This is a genomic window from Dyadobacter sp. HNCC25DJ187 (assembly GCF_056895255.1).
Window position 1 is genome coordinate 786,425 of the sequence record NZ_JBXHAT010000002.1, and the last position, 24,561, is coordinate 810,985.

Annotated in this window: 22 protein-coding genes and 1 pseudogene; 15 read left to right on the forward strand and 8 right to left on the reverse strand. The window is 40.4% G+C overall.

The features are described 5' to 3' along the window. Window positions 1-29: 29 nt before the first annotated feature. Both AC1XUE_RS14255 and AC1XUE_RS14260 read right to left on the reverse strand, forming a co-directional pair. Window positions 30-1,202 carry a PepSY-associated TM helix domain-containing protein gene (locus tag AC1XUE_RS14255; protein WP_483356652.1) on the reverse strand — a complete coding sequence of 391 codons (1,173 nt, stop codon included), beginning with the start codon at window positions 1,200-1,202 and terminating at the stop codon, window positions 30-32. 5 nt (window positions 1,203-1,207) lie between these two features. Then, entirely contained in the window at window positions 1,208-3,556 is a 2,349-nt protein-coding gene (locus AC1XUE_RS14260; protein WP_483356653.1) for a TonB-dependent receptor, read from the reverse strand. An 84-nt stretch (window positions 3,557-3,640) separates the two neighbouring features. Here AC1XUE_RS14260 and AC1XUE_RS14265 point away from each other — a divergent pair, with 84 nt between their 5' ends. Further along, window positions 3,641-3,874: a hypothetical protein gene (locus AC1XUE_RS14265; protein ID WP_483356654.1), complete on the forward strand. Its 234-nt coding sequence runs from the start codon at window positions 3,641-3,643 to the stop codon at window positions 3,872-3,874. Window positions 3,875-4,066: 192 nt separating this feature from the next. Here AC1XUE_RS14265 and AC1XUE_RS14270 read toward each other — a convergent pair whose 3' ends face one another. After that, window positions 4,067-5,017: a ketopantoate reductase family protein gene (locus AC1XUE_RS14270; protein WP_483356655.1), complete on the reverse strand. Its 951-nt coding sequence runs from the start codon at window positions 5,015-5,017 to the stop codon at window positions 4,067-4,069. An 89-nt stretch (window positions 5,018-5,106) separates the two neighbouring features. Here AC1XUE_RS14270 and AC1XUE_RS14275 point away from each other — a divergent pair, with 89 nt between their 5' ends. The 6 genes from AC1XUE_RS14275 (at window position 5,107) to AC1XUE_RS14300 (ending at window position 11,977) form a co-directional block, all read left to right on the forward strand. Further along, the gene (locus tag AC1XUE_RS14275; RefSeq protein WP_483356656.1) at window positions 5,107-5,463 is read left to right on the forward strand and encodes a winged helix-turn-helix transcriptional regulator; all 357 of its coding nucleotides are present in this window, start codon (window positions 5,107-5,109) and stop codon (window positions 5,461-5,463) included. An 804-nt stretch (window positions 5,464-6,267) separates the two neighbouring features. Continuing rightward, complete coding sequence (locus tag AC1XUE_RS14280) at window positions 6,268-7,665, forward strand: MFS transporter (RefSeq protein WP_483356657.1); 1,398 nt, start codon at window positions 6,268-6,270, stop codon at window positions 7,663-7,665. Window positions 7,666-8,766: 1,101 nt separating this feature from the next. Continuing rightward, window positions 8,767-9,645, forward strand: a complete 879-nt coding sequence (locus AC1XUE_RS14285) for a hypothetical protein (protein ID WP_483356658.1) — start codon at window positions 8,767-8,769, stop codon at window positions 9,643-9,645. A 406-nt stretch (window positions 9,646-10,051) separates the two neighbouring features. Further along, window positions 10,052-10,564, forward strand: a complete 513-nt coding sequence (locus AC1XUE_RS14290) for a ClbS/DfsB family four-helix bundle protein (protein WP_483356659.1) — start codon at window positions 10,052-10,054, stop codon at window positions 10,562-10,564. A gap of 144 nt (window positions 10,565-10,708) precedes the next feature. Further along, the gene (locus AC1XUE_RS14295) at window positions 10,709-11,404 is read left to right on the forward strand and encodes a GNAT family N-acetyltransferase (protein ID WP_483356660.1); all 696 of its coding nucleotides are present in this window, start codon (window positions 10,709-10,711) and stop codon (window positions 11,402-11,404) included. 123 nt (window positions 11,405-11,527) lie between these two features. Continuing rightward, on the forward strand, window positions 11,528-11,977 hold the full coding sequence (locus AC1XUE_RS14300; protein WP_483356661.1) for a GNAT family N-acetyltransferase: 450 nt from the start codon (window positions 11,528-11,530) through the stop codon (window positions 11,975-11,977). 42 nt (window positions 11,978-12,019) lie between these two features. Here AC1XUE_RS14300 and AC1XUE_RS14305 read toward each other — a convergent pair whose 3' ends face one another. Then, entirely contained in the window at window positions 12,020-12,175 is a 156-nt protein-coding gene (locus tag AC1XUE_RS14305) for a hypothetical protein (protein WP_483356662.1), read from the reverse strand. A gap of 238 nt (window positions 12,176-12,413) precedes the next feature. Then, window positions 12,414-12,812, reverse strand: coding sequence for a S41 family peptidase (locus AC1XUE_RS14310; RefSeq protein WP_483356663.1), 399 nt, complete (start codon window positions 12,810-12,812; stop codon window positions 12,414-12,416). A 555-nt stretch (window positions 12,813-13,367) separates the two neighbouring features. Between AC1XUE_RS14310 and AC1XUE_RS14315 the strand changes: the two genes are divergently transcribed. The 5 genes from AC1XUE_RS14315 to AC1XUE_RS14335 all read left to right on the forward strand — a co-directional run bounded on the left by AC1XUE_RS14315 (window position 13,368) and on the right by AC1XUE_RS14335 (window position 19,060). Further along, window positions 13,368-13,868 (forward strand): hypothetical protein, encoded by a 501-nt coding sequence (locus AC1XUE_RS14315; protein ID WP_483356664.1) that lies wholly within the window; start codon window positions 13,368-13,370, stop codon window positions 13,866-13,868. Window positions 13,869-13,922: 54 nt separating this feature from the next. Continuing rightward, window positions 13,923-14,432, forward strand: coding sequence for a hypothetical protein (locus AC1XUE_RS14320; protein WP_483356665.1), 510 nt, complete (start codon window positions 13,923-13,925; stop codon window positions 14,430-14,432). Window positions 14,433-14,604: 172 nt separating this feature from the next. After that, window positions 14,605-17,871 (forward strand): sacsin N-terminal ATP-binding-like domain-containing protein, encoded by a 3,267-nt coding sequence (locus tag AC1XUE_RS14325; RefSeq protein ID WP_483356666.1) that lies wholly within the window; start codon window positions 14,605-14,607, stop codon window positions 17,869-17,871. Further along, the gene (locus AC1XUE_RS14330) at window positions 17,868-18,059 is read left to right on the forward strand and encodes a hypothetical protein (protein WP_483356667.1); all 192 of its coding nucleotides are present in this window, start codon (window positions 17,868-17,870) and stop codon (window positions 18,057-18,059) included. The genes AC1XUE_RS14325 and AC1XUE_RS14330 overlap by 4 nt, the downstream gene beginning before the upstream one ends. A 215-nt stretch (window positions 18,060-18,274) precedes the next feature. Beyond that, entirely contained in the window at window positions 18,275-19,060 is a 786-nt protein-coding gene (locus AC1XUE_RS14335) for a hypothetical protein (RefSeq protein WP_483356668.1), read from the forward strand. A gap of 18 nt (window positions 19,061-19,078) precedes the next feature. Here AC1XUE_RS14335 and AC1XUE_RS14340 read toward each other — a convergent pair whose 3' ends face one another. The 3 genes and pseudogenes from AC1XUE_RS14340 to AC1XUE_RS14350 form a co-directional block, all read right to left on the reverse strand. Next, entirely contained in the window at window positions 19,079-19,213 is a 135-nt protein-coding gene (locus AC1XUE_RS14340; protein ID WP_483357995.1) for a zincin-like metallopeptidase domain-containing protein, read from the reverse strand. 171 nt (window positions 19,214-19,384) lie between these two features. Continuing rightward, window positions 19,385-19,562 (reverse strand): annotated as a pseudogene (locus AC1XUE_RS14345) (amidohydrolase family protein); the annotation flags it as partial. Between the two features lie 77 nt (window positions 19,563-19,639). Continuing rightward, window positions 19,640-20,755, reverse strand: a complete 1,116-nt coding sequence (locus tag AC1XUE_RS14350) for a S41 family peptidase (RefSeq protein WP_483356669.1) — start codon at window positions 20,753-20,755, stop codon at window positions 19,640-19,642. Between the two features lie 110 nt (window positions 20,756-20,865). On the opposite strand from AC1XUE_RS14350, the gene AC1XUE_RS14355 reads away from it, so the two are divergent. From AC1XUE_RS14355 to AC1XUE_RS14365, 3 genes are all read left to right on the forward strand, one after another. Further along, the gene (locus AC1XUE_RS14355) at window positions 20,866-21,630 is read left to right on the forward strand and encodes a LytR/AlgR family response regulator transcription factor (protein ID WP_483356670.1); all 765 of its coding nucleotides are present in this window, start codon (window positions 20,866-20,868) and stop codon (window positions 21,628-21,630) included. A 225-nt stretch (window positions 21,631-21,855) separates the two neighbouring features. Beyond that, window positions 21,856-23,004: a sensor histidine kinase gene (locus AC1XUE_RS14360; RefSeq protein ID WP_483356671.1), complete on the forward strand. Its 1,149-nt coding sequence runs from the start codon at window positions 21,856-21,858 to the stop codon at window positions 23,002-23,004. 373 nt (window positions 23,005-23,377) lie between these two features. Next, window positions 23,378-24,550: an erythromycin esterase family protein gene (locus tag AC1XUE_RS14365; protein ID WP_483356672.1), complete on the forward strand. Its 1,173-nt coding sequence runs from the start codon at window positions 23,378-23,380 to the stop codon at window positions 24,548-24,550. The last annotated feature ends 11 nt before the right edge of the window (window positions 24,551-24,561 follow it).

Genomic DNA, 24,561 nt, shown 5'->3' on the forward strand with positions numbered 1-24,561 from the left:
TTACGTTATCTGAATATTACATATTTATGTTAAACGAGTTTAGCCCGGGCTTCGCGGCTTCGGACCGATGACTCCTTTTTTCTTTTGCCCCACCAGATGTAAAACCCGGTGACAGGTAATGCGGAGCATACCAAGGCCGCAAAGAATGAGAGCATTTTACCAAACAAACCCATATATGCACCCGTATGCAGATCAAAATTGAGCTGATAGGCCTTATCGCCGTTATTAAGGTTTTGAAAGGAAGTATTGGAAAGCATTTTTCCTGAATACCGGTCGTATACGATCAGCAGGCGGTCGAAGCGATTCCAGGCTTTTTTATAGACCAAAGTATTGATTGTAGATGCAGCTTTTGCAGGTAATAATACCAGGTATGCATACGCATCAGGATAGCGCGCGGCAGTTGTCACGAATGCCTTATCCAATCCTGAAACAGCTTGTGGCTGCAATGTATCTGAAACCAAAAGGGCGGGCTTTTCTATATTCTTGCCTCCATTCGCAACAAAACGCACAGTATCCTGCATCCAGTCAAATGCCCAGACAAGCCCGGTGAGCGCGGTCAATAGCAGTACAAAAAATGCGTAGAGTCCAAGTATCTGATGCAGGTCATAATTGAGTCTTTTCCATTTTGCGCTCCATTTAACAGTGAAATTATTCTTAATGCTTTTGGCCGTCCATTTCTTGGGAAACCACAGAAAGAAACCGGAGAGCAGCACAATCACAAAGCTGAGCACTGAATATGCGACAACATAATGGCCTACCTTTTCTCCGAAAAGCATTCGCATGTGCAATGCAAGCACAAGCTGAAAAAACTCATTTTTTGAATCTTCAACATAAATGACCTTTCCGGAGTATGGATTGATGTATACCCGGTAATAATATTCAAAATAGTCCCAGTGGGTCAATCCATCAGGATTATTCTTTTGCGACCTGAATGTCACGGAACGGTCGGGGGAATTACCTATCTCGATCCTGGTGATGATCTTGTCCTTCCCAAGCGTATGTTGGGCAATGCCCAGCAACCGAGTCAGGGGTAGTTTTTCCTTATTTTCTGGCGTAACAAACAAGCGCTCACGGTAAACAATGGGTTTGAGCTCGTCGGCGAAAGTATAGATACAGCCGCTCAGCGCGATCAAAAACACAAAAAGCCCGGAGACAACTCCGAGCCATAGGTGTAAAAAGCTGACTACTTTTTTAAACTTCATACTTGCTAAAAGCGGTACCCTACCGTAAGGTTAAATCTGCGCCCGTTGCCTCTCCGGTAATCTATGGCTGTGCCGTAAAACTGTGCAATAGACGGATAATAAACCGTATTAAGCAAGTTTTCAATACCCAGATCGGCTTTCAGGTTCTCCGTGATTTTGTATCCCAAAGACAAATTGAAAGTATTGTAAGACTCGATTGGCCCCTCCCCGATGGAATATACGCCTTTTTCATTAGGTTTGAACCTGTCTCTTTTTCCTACATACAACCAGTTCAGGTCAGCATTAAACCTGCCCTGATTGTAGCGGGCGTAGGTCGCAATTTTTGCCGGCGTAATGCGGTTGGAGTTGAGATATTTATCCGTCGGGCCGTTAAAATTTCCGTCACCGTCCTTATCCCCTTTACCTTCTACAAAAGCATAATTACCTCCTAAAACAAAGCTGTTGGTGACCTGATAATCGACCTGTAACTCGTAGCCCCAAACCCGCTCCGGCAGTCTTTCGGCCACGTATTTACCATCCACCAGAAGCAGATTGGAACCCAGTTTCGATGTACTGTAATAATACGCTGCCGACACGCTCAAAGGCCCCAATGCGCTGCTGAAACCCACCTCATAGTTGTTAACAATGATCGGTTCTGTCTGCAGACCGGCCACTGTATTTTCGTTCGCAGCTCTTAATATTCTCCCAAGATCGAAAATAGAAAATGATTGTGAATAGCTTACGAATGGGTTAAACCGCTTAAATTTTGAATACCGAAGTCCTGCATTAAATACAAAAGCATTATAATCCAGCTTTCCGCCCTTTACGTCAATACTTCCAGCACCATCGGGACCGGTTGCCAAAGTAGCGTAATCGGCAATATCCATTTTAATATTCTCAGCGCGCAAGCCTGTTTTCAGATTCAGGTAATTAAACCACTGCGTGGTAAGCTGCGCGTACGGAGCCAGGTTGTTCATATTGATCCGCGGCACCCAGGCGCGGCCGTCAACCAGGTTTTGCTCCGTTTGATCATTTAATATATCCACGCCATAGGTCACATCTCCAGATAGCTTGGAGGATATCGCAAAAGGCGTATTCATGTTGAGTCTGAAACCTTTCTTGGTTGAAATAATAGCTGATTGCCCGCTGCCAAAAAATGATTCTGAATTGGAATAAACCGTCCAGAAATCCTGCAGATATACATTGGCTGACAAAGAAGTCCGACCAAAAATATTCTTGTTGGTATACTGAATATTGGCATTGTGATTGTAGCGGGTCCCCTCGTCAATTCCTTTGCGAGCTCCCCACACCCCGATTGCAGGAGACTGTCTGTAAATACCGGCTTTGGCTACATAAGCCGAATGCTGGTTGGAGCTGTAATAGTTATACATGGCCTCTATGCGCTGAGAACCACTGAAATTATAACCCACCTTCGCAAATGCATTGTATATTTTGGTTTCGCCGAGTCCGTAGTCAGGCGATATCACCAGTCCTTTCGGATCACGGTAAACACCGGTTTTTTCGTACATCCCGCTTACCACATAGTCGAACCTGGCTATACGTCCGTACAGCTGTTGTGAAGCACGGAAGCCCAATGTGCTGTCTCCCCTTGTATTGCCTGTTAGACTTAACTGGCTGTACCCACCAATTTTTTGGTCTGTCTTTGGCGTTTTGGTGATGTAGTTGATCAGTCCGCCATCGGCACCGTTTCCGTAAATGGCTGTGGCGCCTTTAATGACCTCCACCCGCTCGATCACCGACGGATCAATTGTACGGATATCCCGCCCTCCGGCCCTTAGCGGAGTTGATTGTGGTATGCCATCAATCAATACCAGCAGATTACGACCACGCAATGTTTGTCCCGAATTCCCGGTTTGATTGGTGGATGCTCCCAAACCAGGAACCGAAAACGCAAGAATGTTAGCGATGTTAGGACTTATCGTTGAGAGCGCGCTGATCTCTTTTGCATTTACGACTGTAACCGATGACGGCGTTTCGGCCAGCGACTCTACCCTGCGTCCTGCGGAAACTATGACTTCGTCAAGCTGGGAAGAACTTTCTTTTAGTTCAAAATCCAGGCTTTGTTCAGTGCCTGGGTCAAGTGTAATGTTTTTATCCTGAATCGTATATCCGATGAAAGAAGCTCTGATTGAAACGTTTCCTTTGGGTAAATTACCAAGCCGGTAAATTCCGTCACTGTTTGCAGTAGTACCTATATTAGTCCCTTTCACAATAATAGTAGCGAACGGGACCGGCTGCTTATTGGCGTCCATCACAACACCCCTGACAAACCCCGAATCAGATTGAGCGTAAGTGAGCTGCAAAGGACAAATGGAAGCGAGAAAGAATAGTATTGATTGTAATCTTGTTTTCATCAAGCGAACGTTATTTTCCGGCAAACATAAGACTATTTATACTAATTAAAAATAAATTTAATAAAGGCACATTGTTAATTAGAATTGTCATTCTGCCATCTGCGCAATTTCACTGTCATCAAACTCATTGACGACATTGGCTTTGATGCGATCAATGGCGGTCGGCTTTCTGATTCGTGGAGACAGCAGCCGGGCGAGCCTGCCTACTGCCAGGACCTGAATAAAGACACCTTGAAAGCTGCTTTGCATAAAGCCGATATCAGTAAACGCACTGAAAACCTGGCGGCTGCAGATGAAATGGCGCGACCGTATTTATAAAAATGAGATTTTACAACCGGCCAGAGTAAAGAAAATGAATACTCTTAAACAATCAGTCAAGCTGATAGTTTTACAATGGTAAAAAGCTTCCTGAAATGGTTAGTAAAATGAATTTTACTGTCAAGAAGTCAAAGCAGAAAATTCCGAACTACCTATTTTTCCACTTGGACACAATACTTGCGTTTCTTACTGTCAGGGTACCTGCAGTAATGCCTTTGCCGCCTGGTAGCGGGGCAGACTGATCCCTAGCACTTCTGCAGATATCAAAACATCCCTGCAATAGGATTTAGTCTCAACAGGATTGGAATGTCCGGTCAGTACTGCTTTTAAAGGTGGTACATAATTGATAGCTAGCTTCATGATCAAACTAATGCTCCAAGACGGCAGGTTCATGATCTTTAGCTCGGAGCTGGCTGTAATATCTACATTTCTTGCTTGCAATAACGGCAACAATTCCTTGCCATTTTGCAAGACCTGACGCCAATACGATGACTTTTGCATGTCTTCAATAGATGCCGCTGACAATCCTTTGCCAGCTTTCACGCCCTCAAAATGCAGTGCTGCATTCAATATAAAATGGGAGAACAGATATGAACGGAAGTCTGTGTATAATTTTATTTTGAAGCCTGAAGAGCTGAGCAGATCCATAACCTGCAACTCTCTTTCAGTTGGTTTTTCCGCAGACATGCCCATATTCACGCCGCCAAGCGAAGCCCCATTCAATACACCCTTTTGGTCAAAACCGCCCCCTGCCTGAGGAAAACCCCAGACCACTTGGTTTGCAGGAAGACCTGCTACTGCAGTCGCTGGTTCTTCCCACAGGTTATTAAATATGAGCACCGTTGCATTTCCGATTCTATCTGCTAAAAAATTGACGGCATCAGGAAAATGATAATGTTGCACGCTTACGATTATCAGGTCATAACCTGAATTCAGATCTTCTCTTAAAGTCACTTTCCAGTCTTCATCCACCAATACGCCGCGTATTTTTTTACGGGCATCGTAAATATTTAAAGTAACCTTCTCTCCTAATTCGGATTTTCTTCCCGGTCTTACATAGAACTCTACGGAATGGCCCGCCTTTTCGAAAGCCCATCCATATTGCGTTGATATTACTCCCCGACCAAACATTAATATTTTCATCTGTACCATTTAGTTACCCGGTAAAGGTATAGTAACTTTGATCCTCAAACTACACTGGTATACCGGAGTATACAACATCAGAAAATTGTATGTACAAGAATATTGAACTCGCTCTAGACCTCAAGAATTGCAGTCGGGAGGACGGCCTGGCGATGCTGGATGTACTGAATATCTTTTCCGGAAAATGGAAGATGATCATTGTCTGCCTGTTGTTTGACCATGACATCCGGTTCAGTGAGATCCAGCGATTCATTCCGTCTATTACCAGGCGAACCCTCTCCAAAAAACTGAAAGAACTTGAGCTGAACGGAATTGTAAAACGCACGGTGGTAGATGCAAACACGGTAAAATACGGCATTACCGAATCAGCAATGGGACTGAAGGAGAAAATAATCGGATTGGTTGAATGGGGAGTAAAACATAGACAAACCGCTTTTGCAAGCTAGTTGATAGCTGGAATGATCGCTGAAGGGCTTTTGATGATAGCATACACATGTCATGGTCTGCTATAATTTGCTGGGCGTATGCCCCTCCTTTTATTGCCGCATTCACACCAAATACTTCATTTCCAGGCGCAAAGCGATTGCTTGTAGACTCAATGACAATTCCACTGAAATCGCTTTCCAACAGCTGATCATCAAATAAACCGGTGATAAGCATTGTCTTCACCTGTCTGACTAATGTATCGACTGGGTTAACTGACGAAGCCTTATTATGGGTCAGGACTTGTCCCTTTCTAATTTTGAGAGTCGGAAAATCCTTGATCTTGAACTCGCCAGGTGAACCACAGTGTTCTATAACTGCTGCTTTCACGGGCTCTTGATTAATGTGACAGGATTTGCATGTTTTGTAAGACCTGAGATTTTTATAAGTGCACCTTCGGGAAAACAATCATACCAAAACCTTTCGGTTCACCGGTTTGATTCGCCCCGATAAAGACCATATTCACCGCTGATTTTTATACGCATAAAAAGGTAGTAAGACGACGCAAAACAAAAGACTGTGGCTGCCAGCAAACCGCTTAACTGCGGACAGACAATCACCAGACTTTCTTTTATAGGGCAGCGGCGAGGGCATAGCAAGCACCATTTACTCCATTATTAAAAAACCTAAACTGCGAACGGATGGCATTGGCAGTGTTGTTGTGTAATCAAATTCCTGTCGCTTTTACGATGATAGGCAAGATCCGGGCGAGAACGATTTTTTTTAAAGGTTCGAACAACTGTGTCTTGAATCAAATCACCACAAACTTGAATATAGAAAAAAATGATCTTAATGCTACACAGTTGTTACCATGGGTAACGGCTGTAGCTATGTTTATTCAGTCACTGGATGGCACCATATTGAACACATCGCTTCCATCCATAGCAAAGGATATGGGATATTCGGCCACACAGATGCATTCGGTAATTGTTATCTATACGCTGACCTTGGCTTTGTTCATCCCTTTATCCGGCTGGCTTTCTGACAGGTTTGGCTCGCGGACAATGTTTATGATTGCTGTAAGTCTGTTTATAACAGGCTCTTTATGCTGTGCCCTTTCTGTCGACCTACTCACTTTTAATATGTCCAGGGTTTTGCAGGCGATTGGTGCTTCGATGATGGTACCTATTGCTCGTCTGGCGATTTTGTACCAATTCCCGCGTGCCGAATTGCTTAAAACCATGAATTTTATAACTGTTTTTGGATTATTAGGCATGGTTGTCGGACCAAGTCTTGGAGGCTTCCTTTCGGAATATTTGTCATGGCACTGGATTTTTTTAGTGAATGTTCCTGTCGGAATTATAGGAATAGCTATGGCTTACCGCATTATGCCCAACTTTAAACATGCCGTTGGAAGGTTTGACTTCAGAGGACTTGTCTATTTCAGCCTTGCGCTGATTGCCATAACCATGTTGCTGGAACTTGTCGGAACAGGGTTCAGTCATTTAACCGTGATTCTTGGCCTACTATTCCTGTTTGGTCTACTTTCATTGTTTTACTACTGGCATTTTAAGAAAACAGAAAAGCCGTTAATTGACCTTAGACTTTTGAATATTAATAGTTTAAAGGTAGGCCTATCAGGCAGTCTGATAACCCGTCTTGGGATTGGCGGTCTGCCGCTGCTGTTACCGCTAATGCTTCAAACCAGCTTTGGTTATTCACCATCCGTTTCCGGGCTGCTGTTACTGCCTTCCGCATTGGCGAACATAGCAGTAAAACCATTCATTGTCCGGATTATTACATCTTTTGGTTACAGGACCGTGTTGATAAGCAATACCATATTATTAGGCCTATGCCTGGTTATACTCGGATTTGTAGAGAAAGATACCCCCTTGGGCTATTACATACTGCTCATGGTATTCTATGGATTCTTTACGTCCATACAGATGTCTGCCATGAATACAGTCACCCTTTCAGAACTGGATGAAAATTCGGCAAGCGGTGGTAATACAATGCTTGTCATTTCTCAACAGCTTTCAATCAGTTTTGGTATTTCCGTATCAAGCCTTGTGCTTTCATTTTTCAGTTCAGGCGCACTGGAAACGAATTTATCACAGGCGTTTCATTATACGTTTATCACGCTTGCCATTCTTACAATTGGTTCAAGTTATGTGTTCACAAAATTAACCAAGGCATCAGAAGCTAATTACATTGATCAGTTATAAGGCCATAGATGCAATAGGCGAACCAAAGAACCATCCGCAATCTATTTGTATTCAGCAAGCTATTCTCTTCCTGAAACAGAGCTCTCCAATTGCCCAAACGCCATAATTTCCGATACCAACAGAAGCAATTTTAAGAAGGGTTGCAAAAATCACTACCCTATTCCATCGTTAAACAGGGATTCGCCGAATATGTTGGTTTCCGCATTTTTTTGAAGGTTTGCTTCTTTTAAGATGCCCATGACAGATAAGACTGTGGGTAAAATCAAGGCGCCTAACATCAGACCATAAATGATCGTTAGCGGTTTATCAGCAGGTCCATCAAAAACTAAAGCCCATATTCAACCAGTACACTGGAGACAATCGGACCTAACCACAGCGAAGTCAGCGATTCTCTTGGAAAATTTTTTGAGATCTTCCAGGATAACATGATGTGCCCCAGCAAACAACAGTAAGCTCAGGAGCATGCCAGCGAGGGTAGTAACATTCCCAGACACATATCCGAGAGTGATCACTCCAATCGAAACAACTTCCCATAAGCACTAGGCTCATGCCGCAAGGAAGTTTCAGCATTCTGACATTAATACAAGCAACAACGCAACAAGGGTAATTAATACCGAAAAGAGCGAAAAAATCTCCATTGAAGTAGCCATTCATAATTTCCCCTCGTTCTGGTTTCCAATAAATATCCTAACAGACAGGCACCTAAGTTAGAGTAATGGAAAATTTCTCCCGGAATCGATGTTTTCAAGCCGGATCTAAGGTATTTATTTAGTTTTTGTGATTATAGCCAGCACAAGGGATACCTGATCATCCTGGGAGGGACCATTTTAATCCTGCTACTCACAGTAAATATGCCGGAGATAAATTAGGTCAGCCGCAAATAGTTAAGCCCGAAACCTGGTATGCCAAACTTATGATTGCTCTCCAGCGAATTTTAAAGCCCTGATTTTTTAGGTAGTCCGATGGTAATTTTTCGGTGACATAGATCGTTCTGATTTTGAATGATGCTTCGGATTTAGCGATAAAATCTGGCATAAATCTTTATATTTTATTTATTTCATTTTACCCGCCATGATACAATTTATTAAAAAATTTACCTGCTTGAATACATCTCATTTTGTTTTCCTATCGCTTGTACTGCTATCCCTTACCTCATGCAATAAAAATAAGACGCCGGAAATAGTACCTGCAATTCCTGCATTTGAGGGGCCTGGAGGGTATTACTTTGATGGTGATTCTGTCAGTACGCCGGAAAAACCTATGAACTTTGAAGTAACGAGGTATTTAACAAAAATGGACACTACGTATAGTATTGACAGTGTTTTAGTTATGATCGGATCCATTACTGTTGGTAATCCGCCTGCGATCAGATGGTCAGGCACTTCAAGTCTACCCATTTCGCTTAAATACAGTAGGGGATGGAGTCAAACCTACCAAAAGTGGGTAGCCGTCGATCAGATGAAGATCAGTTCGAAAACTGAATTTAGTAATCAGCCGATCGGTTGTGTGCTCACATTTGAAAATGGAAAAACAGTAGAAAGGAGTACAACAGTAAGTCTTCGACATAAGAATCAAGTGAACGATCTGTTCAGAATAAGTTTTGGAATGAACAGAGCACAAGTAAAAGAACATGAAGAAAGCCGTAAAATTGGAGCATTCGACTGGAAAGAGTACAGCCCGGATCTGGTGCAGAGCAACTCAAAGGGTAAGGTGGCAGAGCGTATGCAGTTCCAGTTTGTGAGTAATCAGCTTACAACCGTAAGTGAATATAACATGGATATCACGTCCAACAAGTTCAATGATGCTATCAAATTGATGGGTAGTTCAGCTAATTTCAGGCGTGTTAATGGTGCTATACAGCCATCACTTCCTCAAAGCTGGACCAAAAATGGTCTGAAATATACGGTTCAGAAAAAGGACATAGAAACTGCAAACGGCAAGCAGGCGATGGAAGTGCTGACCTATGAAAAAGTGATTTGATCGCTCTGCATCTGCGATCCGCCTTTACTCTGGTGCTTAAATCCTTGAGTTGCTTCTGAATATTCGCTTAACAAATGCATCATTCCTGTTAAACGGATTGAAACTAACCGATCTGTTTAACAACAGTTAGCTAATATCATTAATAAAAAAGCACGCTACGCTGTCGCCACTACGCACTCAAATCAGTTGACTATTATTATGACATGGCAGGATATCAACAATGTTTACTATCTATCAAAAAAATGGCTTAGGTTTGAACATTTAAATTTAAAAATGAGCCGTCAGTGATGTTACTGCGAGCCATTGGTAAAGGCGCCAGCATGGATTATTAATTAAAGCGGCAACTGAGACATGAAGTATCCCAAGATTAAATTCACTTACAGATACGTAATTAAAACATAAGGATATGTCGGTTCCCAAAAATAAGCAAGAACTGCAGAAAGCGATCAAAGAGAATTACACGAAGTTAAAAAGTGAATTGTCAGAAATCCCCCTTGAAATGACAACAATTTACGAGTTGGATGGGCATTCGAAAGGGATATCTATGAGCATCAATAATCTTGTGTCATACCTTATTGGCTGGGGAGAATTGGTTCTTAAATGGAATTGCAGGAAAGCTGGTTTACTGCATGTGGATTTTCCCGAAACCGGCTTTAAATGGAATGAGTTGGGAAAGCTTGCGCAGAAGTTTTACAGTGATTATGAAACAGAAACGTACTTCTCCCTACTTCACAGGCTTGATAACGTTGTGAGCAAGATTGAATTGCTTATAGAAAGCAAGACGAACGGGCAGCTTTATGAAGAACTATGGTACGATAAATGGACATTGGGAAGGATGATCCAGTTCAATACATCTTCGCCCTACGCCAATGCGAGGCTCAGGATCAGGAAATGGAAGAAAGAAAAGGGATTGTCGTAAACTATAATACAACTGATGTATCCTCCGACATCTGAGTTGTAAAATTGCAACAATCATATTTATCAGCCGCTTATTATTATGCGAAATGGCTTGCCAACAGAGCCAACCTGCTGAGTGAGGCGGTTAAACTATAATATATTTTACATGGAAAAAGATAAATTAAACAACCCATGCTGGTATGCTCTCAGCGAAGCGCATCGGGATTTTGCAGTAGAATATGATGGCATCCAATTTTATCAACCGGATTATTGTCCATTTGGTGGTTTCGAAAATCCAGAGGCAACCGAAGCCGGAATTGACACATATGCATCACTGACAAACACTTTTTTTGTCATCGGCAACCAGCCTGCTTTCAGCAGCAGGGTCCAACTGGAGAATGAGCTGGTTTGCAATCAGATGATTCTGGAAAACCGTATTGCTATTGAAGTTGACGAGCACATTACAGAATTAAGAACAGATGATCATAAAGCTGATCTTTTTGGCCTTATCAATCTTGTACAGCCTGGTTACTTCAGGGCAAGTACATCGGCTCTGGGAAACTACTATGGTATCTATCAAAACAATATGCTTGTTGCAGTTGCAGGTGAACGAATGAAAATGACAGGATTTACTGAGCTTAGCGCTATCGTAACGCATCCTGCACACACCGGAAAGGGATATGCAAAACAATTGATTACGCATGCGAGCCATGCCATTTTTAACGATGGCAAAATGCCATATTTACACGTTGCAGATAGTAATGCAGGGGCCATACGGTTATATGAAAAACTAGGGTTCAGCACCAGACGCAAAATTAGCTTCTGGCATTTTACAACCTGTAAAAATGAATGTGTTCATTAAATAAGAGCAACAGTATCTGTCCCGATAGGCCTTCTCAAAGTACATCTCTATGACAGAAATGTGTGTTGGATGTCCTCAGACATGCCCATTTAGAATCATGAACGATTAACCGAAGAAATTAAAATGAGAATAGTTTCTATCAGGCAGGAGCCTGATTACAAGCAATCCGCAATAAAGTATTTCCAGGAAAGCTGGCCGGATATAGCCCCAATCCTATATGAAGATAGCATCTCTCACTGCATTCATGCAGAGCAGTTCTTGCCGCAATGGTACCTGTTGCTTAAAGATGATACAATAATCGGATGCGCTGGTTTGATTACGAATGACTTTATTAGCAGAATGGACCTATACCCATGGATTTGTGCCCTTTTCATAGATCAGCAACACAGAGGAAATCGGTATGCCGAACTTCTTGTGAACAAAGCTAAAATGGATGCAAAATTGGGTGGATTTAAATATCTGAACCTGTGCACAGATCTTGACGGGTACTACGAAAGATTCGGATTCAACTACATAGGGCAAGGCTATCACCCATGGGAGGCAGAATCCAGAATCTATCAGATCAAATTGTGATAGACCGGTATATCTTCTTACCAGTAGCTGATGAATCTCAGACTATTTATCAATCCGCATTTGCTCCAGAATACCAGTTATTAGGCTTTCCGTGTTTCTTTCTTTCCAGTATTTCCTGATACCCTCATCTCCCTTCCTATGCGCCCATTGGTTCAACACTTCCCGCTCACGATTGTAATCCATAAATGGAACTGCCATGCCATAAGAGGTTTGTACCATATTCACTTTAATATCAAAAATTTGTCTTGCACCTATCATGGCTGGAAAGTGGGTGATGTACCCATTCCACTACGAATCATATGAATGATAAACGTGAACTTTGCTTTATACCAGTAAACGGGTAACGCTGCCCGGTAGTTTCGTTTTGTAGAACGTCACCAAGACAACAGGGTATTTCTTGTAGTTCCGCCTTTACAGACTTGGAGCAAACAGGTGATTAGTTATTTTTTACGGTTTGCTGCTTCTTTATTAAATTCAGCGTAAACTTTAAAGCGTCCCGGTATTCTACCTGATGATCCGGAATCACTCCCCTGAAATCAGTCTCTTTGGCGCCCATGTTGTAATATAAATTGTGCGATATGGTCAGTTCCATGTTGGTTACCGGAAGGTGCGTGGTGATAATGTCTCCAAAGCTTACAATCAGTCCGCCTGTCTGCTGCCCCACTACTTTTCCGAGTTTGTAATGATGTATAGCCTGGATAAAATCAGCAGCAGACGAAAAGGTAAAAGGGCTTGTCAGTACAAACAGCTGTCCATCAAACCGGTTTGAAAGTTCCTTTTTTTTGATAAGTGCATAGTCTTCCACTTCGATACTGCCATTTTTTTTATTCATCATCACTTCATAAGCATTGAAACCGGTACCCCACACCAGAGCCTATTTTATCCTCGGTAAGAACTTTCGGGCCTTAGAAAACATGATTAAAAAACAGCATGAAACACCTGCCCACAAAACCAGTTGCTTTTTGAACCATCCGACAACACCTCCCACGCTCCCAATTACCGGTTAATAAATATTTCCAGGTCTACACCACTTTTATCAGAACTAATTTGCTACTTAGGGTTACAATCTCACCTTCCCTATCTATGATAAAGTTATTGAAAACTGCCTGTTTGCTTCTTTGTAGAAAGTCTTCCTTAAAATTTCTTGGTATACGTTAGCTTTTTCTTTTTTGGAATTGGTGGTTGCTATTCTGCGCTTGATAGGTTTGAGCTCTGTTGGGTGGTGGTGGAGGACACTGCTTGGTTTTTGGCGAATTATTGATGTGTTTATTTATATCTTTCCTTTTAATTATTCAATTAAATACGATAAGTATGACAGAACTTTCGCATATTACATAGCTAGCGGTAATGCTAAAAGACACGACTAACAATAAAATTTGAAACAATAATTATGTCAGACATAACAATTATAAACCCAGAAAACGAAAGCCAAGAACCTAAAAACTTTTCAAAGGGTTATTTGACTTTTCCTTTTGACGGAGAACAATTTAAGGACTTCATAACAGGACTTCTTGGTAAACCGCAGACTATTTCAAAACGCATTTCAGGTAATTTTGAAATTCATCTTAGCGACTTACAAAGTTTATTTGACTTAGTAAACCAAAGAGTGACCCAGCAGAACAATGGACATTTAATACAATTTACTGCAAAAATATTTTTTACTGACCGTTCCTCAGTCCAACTTGGTAGTTATGACGAATTGGTAACTTATAATGAAGTAAAACCAATAATATCAGAAGCAGTAAAGCTTACTTGGGATTATCTAATTCATTTTAGCGATAAGACACATCCTGAAAAGCAAGTAATAGAATTGCTTATAATTTCGGCAACTGAAAGAATAACAGTTGAAGAAAATGATATGCCCGTATTTTTATTGCCGTCAAAAGGATAGTTTAGAATAAATATTGAGCATACCGCAAGAAGTTGGGGGTCCGACATAGAGAATATGCTTACAAAGCAAATAAAGTCATTACTTAAAGAAGAAAATAAGTTCAAGCGATTTATTAGAAGACAAAGCAGTAAAATTAGTTTAGGATTTTCTGTTTTATTTTTTCTGATGTGTATTATCGGAGCATTTAAAATAACAAGTAACTTTATCAGTTCCCAAGTTAGTAAGGTTCAAGAGTTTTCAAACGGAACAAACACAACGGACGAGAAGATAAACTATTTAACTTCTTATATCGCAAGCGGAGTTTCATCACAGCATTATTTTCAAGTAGCTATCTTTATTTTAATAGCAATCATTCTTGCTATTGTCTTTGGAGTTTGGATAGACGAGACATCCAGTAATAATAGCGAACCTAGTTTTGTTGTATTGACAAGAAAAGCAAAAGAACATAGAGACCATATTAGAGAAAAATTAAAACATAAATGGACTTGGTTTTGTGTTTCAATTGGAACAAGCATAATAACAGGAATTGTTGCAAATTTTATCTTTAAATGGATAGTAGAATAGAAGCACATACCGCCAACAGGCGTTTGGCACAATGGTGGGTGAAGTGGTTAACTGAACATTCTACCTCGCATCAACTTTTATGGTGTATTGACAGTTTTGTGCTCCGAAATCCGCCACTGCGCCAAGCGCCAATACGTTAGCACTCATTTTAAAAAGACACAGAACATAAATAATGACGACATATTTAGAGACAGTTCAACAGAGCAAGAATTACAATAATTACAAGCTGACTGCTGACAAGGTTATTCAAATCTTATCAGAAGTTAGAAACGAAAGGACTAAATCCCGAAGAAGATGGATTTGGGAATTAATGCAAAACGCAAAGGACGTCCCAAGCATTTATGGTGGTGTGACTATTGAAATCACATTAAAGAAAAATGAATTTATTTTTAGTCATAACGGAAACCCTTTCAGAGTAGAAAATATTACCGGACTAATCCAACAAGTAAGTTCAGGGAAACCTTCTGACAGCACAAACAAGAGAATAACAGGCAAGTTTGGAACGGGTTTTATTAGCACTCATTTACTTTCAGACACGGTAACCGTAAAAGGAATTGTTGAACAAAATGGACTATTACCAAAGACTTTTCAATTTGAACTAAATAGAAAAGCGGAAAAATCAGAAGACTTAATCACTTTTATAGCCGAAGAGCTTGACAAAATTGAGAAAATTGAAGACGAACATATTTTCCCAACAAGGCACAATTATCATTCGCAAAAAAAAGAAACAGATTTTGACACTGTTTTTATTTATCCTTTAGAAAATCCTGAATCAAGAGAAGCTGCAGTAGTTGGAGTTGAAGACCTTGCTTCTACTTTACCGCAGACCCTATTTTTTGTTGAAGAACTTAAAAAGGTCATAATCAATAATGAGATTACGGGAAAGCAAATCACTTATGAATTGTTTGAAAACAATAATAATGGTGATTTCTACTTTCCAGTTATTAAGGAAACTATTAACGGAGCAACACAAGATTTATGCTTCATTCACTATAAGGACGATAAACTGGATTTGGCTATTCCTATTAACAATCATACGGAAAGAAGTATTAAGATTATAGAGAAATCAGCAAGACTGTATCGTGATTTCCCATTAGTCGGAACAGAGCACTTTTATTTTCCATTTATCCTAAATGGTCTAAATTTTTTCCCAACTGAAAAAAGAGATAGTGTATTACTAACCGACACAGCAAGTAATAGTGTTTTAGTAAACCGTGACATTTTTATTCAAGCAATAAATAAAGCTCAATTATTCGTAGAATGGCTTAAAACAAACAATGCAAAAAATTTAAGTATGATAGCTCAAAGTAGAATTCCAACTGCTTTGACTGAAATAGAAGTAATTAATTGGTTTAAAGACAATATTCAAAAACCATATAGACATTTTCTCATAGAACAAGAAATAGTAGAAACAGCTTCGGGAAAAATAAAAATCAAGAATGCTGTTATACCCAAATTTTCTGGCACAAAAGAACAAAACGACTATTTTTGGAAAATACTAAACAATTACTTTGGGGGTAACAAGATTTGCAGAAAAGAGCAATTGATTTCTTGGCAAGACAATTTGGGGATTGAATCTGAAATTGAAACTTGGGGGCAAAAGGTTTTTTATACTATCGAAGATTTACTAAAAGAGATTCAATCCAAAATCACACTTGATAGCATAACCGTTCAAGGAAGTCAACAAACCAATGTTCAATGGCTCAATTCGGTCTACAAGTTCTTAATTGACAACGAGCTAATTAAGCATTTCAAGGAGTATAAAATAATTCCGACAATTAAGGGGACTCTAAAATCCTTAAATGATGACATTTACATTGAGAAGGAAACTAAAATACCGAATGAATTCATTTCAATTTTTAAATCACTTAAAAATGAAGACTGGAACGACATACTCATTAACAGGGATTTAATTGCCATTGACAATTCCCACGCTTCAAAGATAGTAAAAGATATTTCTGATGAAATAAATAAAATCCTAAACTATGAAGAAAAGAATCAATACGGTCAGGTTCAAAGAACTTACATTGATAGAGTCAATGCCGAAGTTGTATTGCTTGACATATTAAGTATCTCAGCCTCCAATTCAAATGATTCGTTTCAATCTAAACTCTTTAATTCGGCGAAACTCTTTTTTAAATCAGAAAAACAGCCTATTGTCATAAATGGTATTTCTGATTTCAATTTCAATCCAGCCAAACGGCAACTTATTAAATTACTTCACCACAAAATTGAAGCAGCAAATAAACTTACAAACTTGGGGCTTGAAAATTCAGAAAAATGGCTCCTTGACCATTTACTATTACTTCAAGAAAGTTCAGAATTTAAAACCTTGTTAGAATTTGGAAACATAATTCCAAATCGAAAAGGTGATTTCTGTGCATTTGTAAATGATATTTTTGCTTATGGAACGAATGAAAACCCATTAGATGATGATTTGATAAAAATACTATTTGAACTCAATAATGCAGAAGATTGGGACAAATTCATAGTTAACGATTATTTCAGAAGCTTAAAATTGCCTGCAAAAACAATTGAAGAGCTTGCAACAAAGCTAAAAGAAGAACTTGAAAAACTTAGAATTGACAATGCATTTTCAACAAAAAGTGGAGCAATTCTAAAATTGATTCATTGGTGCTCTGACAGTAAAAACAAATTTGTTGCTGACAGATATTTCGATTGGTTTATATCCCAAAAGGATAAAATTTTCGTAAACATATCTCTTGAAGATTCAGAAGTTGGTGGAAACATTGTAAAACTCTTATCAAACAAGGAAAAACTAAATGACTTGGTTGCCTTAGCAGAATCAGGCATAAGCCTAACACAACTTTCTGAAATAGCTGAAATAGCCAAATCAATAAGTATTGAAGAAATAAAGAATCTTGCTCAACAGCTAAAAGACGAGCAAGACGATTTTGAATTTAAGAAAAAAATTGGCGAAGCAGTAGAAAGAGCTTTCATTGAAGCATTTAATTCAGTGAACCTGCCTTACAATATTACTTATCAAGGAATCGGGTCTCAAGATGTGGTAATTTCAAATCCAACTAATTCAAAATCATTCTTCATTGAACTTAAATCACTCTCACCGACAAATTGGGATAAGAGTTTAAAACTTGCCGTATCACAAGCGAGAAAAGCGGTGGAACAAGTTAATGAAGGAAATTATGTTGTGTCAGTATTAGTTAGACCAAGTAACTGGGAACTTGCGACAGCAGACTTTATTAAAACAAACTTAAATAGTCAGTTTAATATTGGTTCAATTCTTTCCAACGTAGTAGAGAAAGACAAAACATTTGAACAACTGTTAAGTTCTTCGGGCGACATTGACCTTGCTTTTGAAGACACAAGAAGAAAAGTTAAAATAGCAGAGCAAATATGGCGACAAAATGGACACCCATTTAACTCTCTTATTGACAGACTAAAACAATATCTCGGATGAGAAAAACGAGTGCTAACACGGGTTTTGCGTCAGGCGGGGTGACGTGCAAACTTGGAGCTTTGTGCTTTTATTCAGGTTCAGTGCTAAACCGTGACATATGTCCTCACAGGACAATTGCCAAACACCATAAAGACGATACTATTTTCCAGGCACACGGTATATTGGCTGGCGTGCAAAGCCGGGCATAAAAAATCTTGGCTTTTTTACCAGCTCTCCAAATGGCCAAATTTCTGATTTATCAATGACCAGGGAAACACAGAGATTGCTTTAAAACAGCCTCCCCCCTCTTATTCTATGCTCTCTTACATTACATAACAAGTGGTTATGAAACAGATTTTTAGAACCTATTGGATGTGTCCAAGTTAATCCTTAAATTTAGACAGATAAACCCTTGTACTTTTCCATGAGTATAGTCAAAAATCTGTTTAAGAAATTAGTTACTGAAAGACTACCTCCAACAGTAGAAGCAGAAGAATTCAATAGGCTGGAATTTTATAAAGAGAATTACTATAAAGAGCTTGAAAGACGCAATAGCTTAACAAGTGAGGTAGCTTTGCAAGGGACAGTGATGATAGCCTTGATATCTGGAATATTTTGGCTTCTGCAATCATTTAACACGTCAATACCATATTCGGGCGATCTGTTCAAATTGTCGGTATTTATCGAGCTTATCTTGATTACTTGTACAGGCTACCACCTCTTTGACAGCTATTACAAATTTTCTAAGAATGGTAGACCAAGTGCATTTTTACCCAGGTTGGAAGATATCGATAAGTATTATGATGAGTGTAAAGGGAAGGCTGATCAGCCAGAGTTTGAAGAATACTTAAAAAAAACATTTATTAGGCTGTCCGATACACAGTTTCTCAATAATAACGACAAGACCGTTGGGTTAACCAGAGCTTCAAAATGGATGACAAGGTCTTTTGGTTGTGCTGGTGCAGTCGTGTTCATTTTTTTTATAAATTTCGCCGCAAACCCATATTATATTAATTATCAGAAAAATAAAGTAAAAAATGAGCGATCCAAAAGAGCAACCACGCCAGGAGCCGGTGGAAAGTCCACAACAATTGCCATCCAACCCACCCGAAGTGATAGTGTTGAACGAAAGAGGTTTGACAATCGAGATACAAACAAAACCCGAACAGGTAACCATAATCACAAAGAACGAGTAATGCCGGCCAAATAATCGAACGCCTTACTTGCCTCACTGGAAGATTGTGCGTTTGTTATCAGCCAGCAGTTCGAACCATCCGGTCATGTATTGAGCATGGTCAGGGCAGGGTGCGTCCGTTATTCCGCAATCGGCAGATAAAAAAGCGGACCCAATTTCGCCAACAATCCCTTCACCCTCAACCGAGGCCTATATCTTCACAGAACCATTGCCAAACGCCATCAGACGACCATAAAAAATTAAAAACAAGTACCATCGTGTAACAACGATGACTGCCGGAGCAATGAAGCCGTCCGGGCAGCATGGCTTTAACGGAGTGTTGGGTAAATCTGATTTAAATTATTTAGGAAACAATGACCTGTTTAAACCCGGAAGTAATGTAAGGGCATTTTTGTAATAAACCTTTTTTAGTATCTGGTCGCTTAGTCTACATGTTCCAGTGTGCGCGGTATTTTTTGTGATAAGGAAAATACTCGTCATTGGTTTCCAGCACGCGAAAATAGGTGTTATGACGGCTCCACATTCAGTATACATATTGGGAAGCTCATCCATGAGCAAATCCGGCAGATGGCCAATTTCGGAAGCTTTTAATCTCTATTTTTTTACTGTATTCCCTTTTGCGTAATACTTCTGAACAAAACCAATCCAATCTTTTTCTCCTTCCGGTATGCTTACATCGGGCTTAAAGCCGACGTTATCAATCCTAAAATCCTTCACCCAGCCATTTCGTCCCCATGGTGTAGCTAAGTTGTATATCCCGTCACAGATTCTAAAATCCTGATCGCTTCCGTAATCCATGACACCATAAGAGTTTGTACCAAAAAGCGTAACCTTTTTGCTTTGTTTACCTTCAAAAATGAAGAATTCGGTAGCACTTCCACTTCCCTTATCAATCAGAAAGGCGATTTGCCGGGGATAGCTTTGCGGATTTACGTCCAGGGTGCGAACCAGGTCACCGGAGTCTTTCACCATTTTGCCAGGGTTCGCTTTTGCGGCATTCAGTAAATTCACCACACGTTTGTAGTAGGGGTCGGTTGTATCCTTATAAGCTTTTAACTCCCGTTCTTTGGATTTGATGAATTCTTCGCTGCTGCGATAATCCCATGCCGGATATACGATTGGATTGGTATAAATGAGTCTGGCCATTTCGTCGGAAGTGCTGGTGTTGCCGCCACCGTTTCCTCTTAAATCCATAATCAGATACGGGGTTTTGGCCAGCAGTTCCCGGTTTGCGGCCAACATACTATCGAGTTTACCCACTTCCCTCTGGTCGAAAACGGCAAGTTTCACATATAGAAAATCGTCATTTAATTTCCTGAAAGTCACGAGATCTGTCCTGTTTTTATTCGCCTCCATGTTTGATACCGCCTGTTTTGTGCCTCTCATCCATACCGAGGATACGTGGCTGTCCTTAAAAAAGCCGGTATAGGTTTGTAACACGGTCTGGCATGCTAAAGGACTATTAACGGAGGATGCTTTGCTTCTTAGATTTTTGATTAATTTGTCGTAGGCCGGTCGTGTTTTAGCGGGCACCTTGTCGTCGAATCCGGCATAAATCCGGGTTACTTTGTCAATCACTTCCTCCAAAGCCCGGGAGCAGGAACATGCATCAGGATTTACAGCTTTTTGTCCGAAATTTTCCTGCGCCTGGACAAATGTGTAAGTGAGGGCAAAAAATAGAGTAAGAAATGATATTAATTTCGTTTTCATGGACTGAGCTTGGTTTAGATATGGCTTTTGATTTAGAGAAAAAGCTTTGTTACTTTCATGATGATATGTCTTGATATACCACTGTTCAACTGCAGGCATTTTTATTTCTGATGATGACCAATACGCTTCGTTGTGTAATTATAGAAGATGAGCCGCTGGCTCAGGAACTCCTTGAAAAATATGTCCGTCGTGTCTCTTCGCTGGAACATGCCGCAACATTCGATGACGCCATTGTAGCTTATGATCAACTGCCCGCTATGCATCCGGATATTATTTTTCTGGATATCAACATGCCGGAAATGACGGGGATCGAATTCCTGCGGGCTTATCCTACCCCACATCCTGCGGTCATTGTGACAACGGCAAATCCGAATCACGCCCTGGATGGTTTCGATATGGGTGTTGCTGATTATCTACTGAAACCAATTACGTTTGACCGTTTCCTTAAAGCGGTTGGCCGCGCCAGGGAAAAAGTGAACGGCACTTCCCAGCCATTTTCTGCTGCTGTCACTCCTGAGAACTTACCGGTTTTGTCAGAAAAAGGTACACCATCAGATTTTATATTTTTCAAGACCGATAAAAAGCTGGAACAGGTTCATTTCGACGAAATCGTTTTTGTGGAATCGCTTGGCGACTACATCAAAGTTTTTCTTTCTGATCGTTTTCTTGTTACACTTGTCACAATGAAAAAACTCTGCGAGACACTTCCTGCCGATCGTTTCCTTCGTATTCACAGATCCTGTCTGGTGCAACTTCGCTATATCAAAACGCTGGAAGGAAACACGGTGATCATGGCTTCCGGTCAGGAATTGATTATAGGCCCTAACTATCGGGAGGAGGTAAAACTTGCTCTAAAAAAATGGTTGATTTCATAGTACCACTGTTTTGATTTAGCCTTCATCGACTATGTAAGCAAAGGTATCGGGTCAATGACAATCAGCTTTATTAATTCGATGGAGTCCATATTATTTCCGATGAAGATGTAAAATGGTTTTTATCGGATAAAACCGGGCTATCGTCGAAAAAAGTAACTGAAATACTTCCTGAACAGATTCCTTTGAAGAACTTTTAAAAGATTCAGGATTTCTCCAAATATTATCATGATCCGACTGGATATCGTTGCTGACAATACAAAATACCATGGCTGGACACGTGCAGGTTTTCATGCCCTGCTGATATCAGGTATTGTACTGCTGATATTTTCTGCATACGTCCCGTGGTTTTTGTATCCATCGGCGCCGCTCGATTATCCATTTAAAACGTACGCGGGCCCCATTATACGTGACGCATTTTGTGTGGTCGTTCAATATTATTTCCTTGTCTTTCTATTCACCCGTTATGCCCGAAAACCCTTGCTTCTGGTAATTGGGATGGCAGTTTACTATTTTATTCTATTTACCTGTTATTACTACACGTCCTATCTTGTTAAGCATTACTGCGGCTTACCGGATGATTACACAGGCTCCATCAGCCATTTCGACAGGACACCCTATTGGAAAGCATTGTTTCATCCGGCAACATTCTACCATTTGATGTTCATTATAGAACGGGCTTTTTATCCGCTGGCGCTGAAGTTGCTGATTGAGATATACAGGCGGCAGGTACGGAATGCCAATTTGCAACAGGACTACAACCGTCTCGAACTTGATTTTCTGAAAAACCAGATCAGTCCACATTTTTTGTTTAATGTCCTCAACAGCATTTATGCGCTTACTGAGGAAGAAAGCCCTCGTGCGGCAAAAATTGTACAGCAGTTATCCGGAATGATGCGCTATTCACTTTATGAAACCGCCGATGTTACGGTACCTCTGTATAAGGAACTGGCGTTTATCAGAAACTATGTGGAGCTGGAACAACTCAGAACTTCAAAAAGACTAACCCTTGAAACCAGTTATCCCCATCCAGTGGACGAGATGCTGGTAATCGCGCCATTTGTTCTGATCACATTTATTGAAAATGCTTTTAAGCATGGCGTAGGAAGTACCACCAAAAAGTCATTTGCTAAAATTGATCTCACATTGCGGGACGAAGTGCTTCATCTTTCGCTTGTAAATAGTAAACCCGTCAATGGCAAAAAAACAATTGGCGGATTAGGGTTGGTCAATGTACGCAAAAGACTGGCGGTGCTTTATCCCGATCACCAGTTGCAGGTACTGGATGATGCGCTGCAATATACCATGACTTTGACGCTGACTTTGTCCAAAAGCAAAATCCCTGCCGATGATGGCAAAAGAAATCCCGGGCGGTAAGTGAAGGCAGAATTTGTTACCCGCTATACCGGTGGGCATAACCCGTCCAAGCCTGTTATCACAATACGAGAAATAATACCCTGATCAATTGCAGTCTGATAATTTCTTCCGTCTGCCTTTTCATCAAAACAACGAAACAAATCATTCACATCTATCGCGATTTGCCGTCAATCACTACCGTCCTACTAAATTTATTAAAATGGTTGAAAACAGTATAATCTAAAAAAGCAATCTTTTATATGATATTAAATTACATATTACTATTTTAGTTATGCAGTCAATCCGAATTTCTTTTACTTTTTTGTTTATTGTTCTCTTAGCTACTCATGAAGTATGTAGCCAAGATAATCGCTTTTCAGAGTGCATCAAAAATGTGGTCATTCCACTTGACTCATCCGCTTTGTCAGATTATGCGCCCTTCGACCTGGCCGGTGAAATTGATTCGAATTTCAAAGTATTAGGGATTGGGGAGCAATCTCACGGCACTTCCGAGTTCTTCAAGGCAAGAATATCTCTGATTAAATCGCTGGTTAAGTCGGGTGGCCTGACTAAAATAGGACTCGAGGCCCCATTTGCAGAAGTGGAAAATCTGAATGCGTATATTTCAGAAGGAAAAGGGGACCTTCGACAAATACTAAAATCATTCAGATTGTTCAACTATGAATGTAAGGAATTTGTAGACCTGGTCGAAAACCTAAAGCGCTTGAATGCCTCAGTAAAAAGGCCGATCACTTTCTTTGGTATTGATATGCAATCCCCGTTTCAGGCATTGCAAAACTTATCAGAATCGTGTAATGCAAATGGCAATGCTACTTCAGATTCAATCAAAAAGCTGACTGAATACTATCGGCTCCTGGATAATCAGATATACAACCACGCGTTCAGCAAGGAAGATTTTGCAGAACTCTCAGAACTAAGCGATCACGTATTTAACAGGTTATCAACGGACGAATCAGCATGCTTTCAAAAAAGTCTTATTCGTAAAAGCAAAGAGAATTACGAGCAATTCCTGTTGCTGAACAATCCGGGTAATTCCTACATGGTACAGGCTACTCTGCGGGATTCGCTAATGGCAGAAAACGTCATCAATGAACTGGAGCCCGGCGATAAGATTTTAATTCTGGCGCATAACGGCCATGTACAAAGAACGCCAAATGCATATTCAAGAAGTATGGGTTTCTTCTTGTCCCGGAGATTAGGGGACCAATACCAATGCATTGCACTCACTACGTCAACCGGATTTTATACAGCTTTTACGCCCGCAGCTGGTAAAGTAACGGACAAGAATGCGATACCTGCCGGCGAAGCTGGTACGTTCGAATATGAATTTTCCAAAATCAAAAAGCCAGTTTTTTTCTTCAAAGCATCAACTGTCAAAAAACAGACTGGTGCAGGTACTCTGCCAAATAAATACAAATTGCTTCCGTTTGGCTTAACAGACCAGCCATTTGTAAGCGGAAACATACTGGACGACTTCAATTACATACTTCACATTGAAAGAACTTTTGGGAACCAAAGCTTCTATCTGACTAACGGGCAAAACTGATACTTTTACAA